Source organism: Candidatus Hydrogenedentota bacterium, assembly GCA_012730045.1.
Taxonomy (GTDB): Bacteria; Hydrogenedentota; Hydrogenedentia; order Hydrogenedentales; family CAITNO01; genus JAAYBR01.
The window spans coordinates 1-4,331 of sequence record JAAYBR010000093.1 but is presented as its reverse complement, the minus strand read 5'-3'; the positions used below and the strand labels follow the sequence as shown (position 1 = coordinate 4,331).

Below are 4,331 nucleotides of genomic sequence, written 5' to 3'. Positions count from 1 at the left end.
CTGCGGGAGGGCCGGAAAAGTAGACGCGCCATCTTGGCGCGTTCTTGGGGTTTTCGTTGGCCCAAAGAACGCGCCAAGATGGCGCGTCTACTTTGCGGGCGTTCTCGCCGACTTACTTCATTAGCAGGAGGCCGCCCCGGCCGATGCGGCAATCTCGTGTCGGAACGTCTCCGGCTTCCCTGTCCCCTACGCCTGCGCGTCACGCAAGCGCAGGATTTCCAGTCCCCGGGCCTTCAGGGACCAGAGGTCCCGCGGCGTGCCCTCCGGGTCGGACAGGGACACGTACTTGGCGCTTGTGGCCACTTCCACGGCGGCGTTCCCGTAGTTGGCCAGAACGAGGTGGACCTCGCGGTTGGCGAACAGGGAGACGACGACGCCCTGCGGCGGCGGGGCCTTGAACAGGTCGCTGTCGGTCACCTCCAGCCAGGCGCGGGTCCCCTCCTCGACCAGGGGCGTGTATTGTCGGAGCCAGCGGAGATGGGTGGGCCGGGTGTCGCTTCGTCCGGGGATCGCGTCCCACGCCCCGTAGGCATGCGGCCCCTCGGGGTGCTCCCGGTGAAACTTCCACGCATCCCGGCAGATGCGCATCCAGAAATCGTTCGGGTCGGGGTTGTAGGCGACGCCGGGGATCATGGCGCGCTCCCCGGTAAACGGACGGCCTGCCTGGAGCAGGGGGAACTGCATGTAGGGGATGCCGTGCAGGTACGGCTCGTCCGCGTCGGCGTAGGGGGCAAAGGTCACATCGGGGCAGGGAACCACATAGGGGCGGTAGTTCTTGACTGTCTCCCGCATGGCGTCGAGATTGCCGACGCCCTCGCCGACCCAGAGGTAGTCATAGGTCCGCAGGCCCCGCGTCATCGGCTCCTCCGCCCCGTTGACATGGAGCTTGAAAATGCCCCCGCGCCGCTTGACCTCGCTGTACAGCAGCCCCAGCAGGTCGGCGAAGGCCCCGTCGTGGTCCGGCGTCTCCTCGAAGGCGTCCGCCACCTCGTCCGCCGTGGGCGCGCCCCGGCCGTGGTGCCGGTTGGCGAGGTAGCCGCCGTCGTCGTAGAGGCCGTCCGCGCCGTACTCGTCCAGCACGGCCAGCACCTTCGGCAGCATGTAGGCGCGCCATCCGGCGCTGGCCGGGGAGCAGCGCGCCATGTTCCAGTAGCCGAGGACAAGAAAGTCGCCCTCGCGCGACCATTCCGGGCGGAAATCCGGGTCGGTCCGCTGGAGGAACCCGGTGCTGATGTAGGGCAGGATTTTCATGCCGCGCCGGTGCACCATGTCCACAAACCTGCGGAACCCCTCCGGATTGACCGGGCTGTACTTGTCCCCCCCGAACAGGCGCAGCGAGTCGTTCCAGTCGTCAAACACTTGGATGATCTGTATCCCGTGGTCTCTGAGACGGTCAAGCTCCTCCTCGTCATAGTCACTGGGCGCCCACCGCTCGCGCGAGGGGTACTCCCCGAGGTTGTAGGTGGCATGGGCCGGGAGATAGTCCGTGACCAGATGCTCGCGCAGGCAGGTACGGACGGCGCGCCCGCAGCGGCGGATGTTCTCAAGGCGCGTCCGGTGGTCCTCCGCCGTGTGGGATGCCAGAATGGGGGATACTCCCGGGGGTGCGGACGGCGTTGCGGGGGGGTCCGCCGGGGCGGCGGCATTTCCCGGAAGCGCGAGGCCGGCCGCGCCAGCCCCCATGGTCGTCAACAGGAAGTCGCGTCGTTGCATGGTGCGCTCTCCGTTTATGACTACTCCACGGCGTCCTCGACGGTTCCGGTGAAGGGGCCGGGGCGCTCCATCTTCCGCGAGGTGACGGCCGCGGCGAAGCGGCAGGCCTCCTCCGCCGAATGGTTCCGGCGCCAATAGCAATACGAGGCGAAGCAGGTGTCGCCGCGCCCGGTGCGCCCGGAAAGGTTTCGCGCCGTGAAGGGCGCGGCGTGGATTTCGCCCTCCGCGCACACCAGCACCTCGGTGTGGTGTGTGAGCATGACCTCCTTCGCCCCCCAGGAGGCAAGCATCTTCGCGGCGCGCACCCGGTTCTTCTCGCCCGTGAGGGTTTCCGCCTCGGCGTGGTCGGTCTTCAGGTAGTGGACGGCGCGGATGACCTCGCGCTTCCGGTCCCAGTCGCGGAAGACCATGGGGCCGTTGTCGTTGACCCGCATGAAGCCCTGCGCGTCAATGGCGACCCGGCCCCGGGCGCACATCTCCAGTACCAGCTCCTCCGGGAACTCGCCCTTCATGAGCCCGCCCAGGTAGTACACGTCCGCCGTGGCGTCCGCGGGCACGTCCGCCAGGGTGAACGGCTCGGCCATGCCCAGGGCCTCGCAGGTGCGCCGGTCCCGGTCCGCCGTGTGGTAGGTGTTCCGGATGGACGTGGTGGTGCGGGACTCCCGGACAAGGTACGGCACGCCGTGGCGGTCGAAGACCTCCAGCGCCGCCCGGTCGTCCGGGTGCAGCTTGGTCACCGCCAGCAGCTTCGCCCCCAGATGGCGCAGGGCGACGGAGGAGTAGACCACCGCGCCGCCGACGGAGTGCTCCACGTCCTCCGGGGTGATGATGATGTCCTTGGACACGGCGCCGAGAACAAGAAGGTCGTAATGGGGCATGGTGTCAGTCCTTTGCCCGCACGTTCCAGAGCAGGCAGGGCAGCAGCACCGCCACCACCCCCGCGCCGATCCAGAACAGGAAGGCGTTGTCGAAGTCATGCACAAGGCGGCCGTCCACCGTGGCGGCCCCCGCTTGAATGAGTTTTCCGCTGACCCAGTCCTGCACCGCCGCGCCGAGGTAGCTGAACATGCCGACCATGCCCATGGCCGCGCCGCTGGCCCGCTTGGAGCAGATGTCCATGGCGATGAGGCCGCCGACAAACACCAGCGTGCCCCCCAGGCCGAAACAGAACAGCGCCACCCCCGCCAGATGGGCAAGCCGGTATTTCGCCGTCACCTTGAGCCGCGCCGGTGCCTCCTCCACGGCGTAGCCCGTCCAGAACAGATACCAGCGGTCGTTCTTCACCAGCCACACCGCCGGCTTGTCGCCGTCCGCCGGAAAGGCCTCCACCGTGGCGAGGGCCGGCAGCGCGATGTCCTTTTCCTCGAAAAGCTGCCGCACCGGGGCGGCCACGGGCCCGGCGGCGAGGGTGTCCCGGGCCGACAGGTCGAGGTCGGCGAGATGGGTGGAGGGGCTGAGGTAGAGCACGAGGAGTCCGGAGGTCATGACCAGACCATAGAGCAGCGTGGGGACATTGCGCCGCGCGCCGAAGAAGAAATCGGACACGAGCCCCGAGGTGATGGCCCCCGACAGCTCGAAGAGCTTCGCCCAGCCCAGCACCAGCCCCGCCGTGATGAGCGTGTAGTCCTTCGCCTCCTGGAGGTACATGGGCCCCCAGCTGTTCACGCCGTAGCGGGCGATGTACACCGCCGTGCAGGCCAGGCCCAGCACCCACATGTACGGGTTCAGAAGGACCGAGAACTGCGCCTGGTTCACATCGTCCTCCGCGCTGCACACGCGCGCCGCCTCCACCGGGTGGTCGTCCTTGTAGTCGGCCACCGCGGGCAGCCCGTAGGCCCGGGGCCGGTCCGCCAGCAGTTTGAACAGCAGCAGCGCGACCACGAGCGAGACGCCGCCCGCGATCCAGAAGCCCCAGCGCCAGCCCAGGTAGGAGATGATGGTGGCGGTCACCACCATGCTGATCCCCTCGCCGGTGGGGTGCGCGCAGCTCCAGATGCTGTACCGCCGGCCCCGCTCCCGGTTGCTGAACCACTGCGAGATGGACGCCCCGCTCGGCGCGGAGCCCATCGCCTGGAACCACCCGCCGACACCCCAGATCACGACAAAGAGGGGAAAGGCGTTCGTGAAGCCGAACAGCACCACCGTGACCGCCGACACCAGCAGCCCCGTGGACATGAAGCGCCCGATGTGGCTGCGGTCCGCGAGAAACCCGTTAACCAGCTTGCCGAAGGCATAGACCATGAAGAAGGCAAAGCCGATGGTGCCCAACTGCTCCGGGTCGAGCACCCCGGAGTCCACGATGGGCTTCTTGGCGATAGAGATCGTGAGACGGCAGACGTAGAAGAAACTGTACCCGAAGACCAGCCCGAAGAAGACCGTCTTGCGTTTCCGCTCATAAATCCGCCGGATCTCCCCCTCATCCTCCAGCAGCGGCCGGTCCGGTCCGGTCCGGAAATAATCCAACAGCCTCATCCCGTGTCCCTTTCCGCCCTGCGGCCGGTCGCCGCATGCCTATGCGGCGGCACCGGCTTTGGAGTATAGCAGACATGCCTCCCCTCCCCTCTTCCGGCCGCAACCCCGACGCGAAGGCGGAAGACAAGGCCGCCGGGACGGCGGCG

At 67.8% G+C, this 4,331-nt stretch carries 3 protein-coding genes; all 3 read right to left on the bottom strand.

Annotation, left to right across the window (positions count from 1 at the left end; genetic code table 11):
• Nucleotides 1-186 precede the first annotated feature (186 nt).
• Genes GXY15_09655 through GXY15_09645 form a run of 3 tightly spaced genes read right to left on the bottom strand, consistent with a single transcriptional unit; the run spans nt 187 to nt 4,185 of the window.
• Entirely contained in the window at nt 187-1,713 is a 1,527-nt protein-coding gene (locus GXY15_09655; GenBank protein ID NLV41474.1) for a hypothetical protein, read from the bottom strand.
• Between the two features lie 20 nt (nt 1,714-1,733).
• A complete protein-coding gene (locus GXY15_09650; protein NLV41473.1) occupies nt 1,734-2,591 on the bottom strand; it encodes a carbohydrate kinase in 858 nt (285 codons plus the stop codon).
• Nucleotides 2,592-2,595: 4 nt separating this feature from the next.
• Nucleotides 2,596-4,185, bottom strand: coding sequence for an MFS transporter (locus GXY15_09645; GenBank protein NLV41472.1), 1,590 nt, complete (start codon nt 4,183-4,185; stop codon nt 2,596-2,598).
• Nucleotides 4,186-4,331 lie beyond the last annotated feature (146 nt).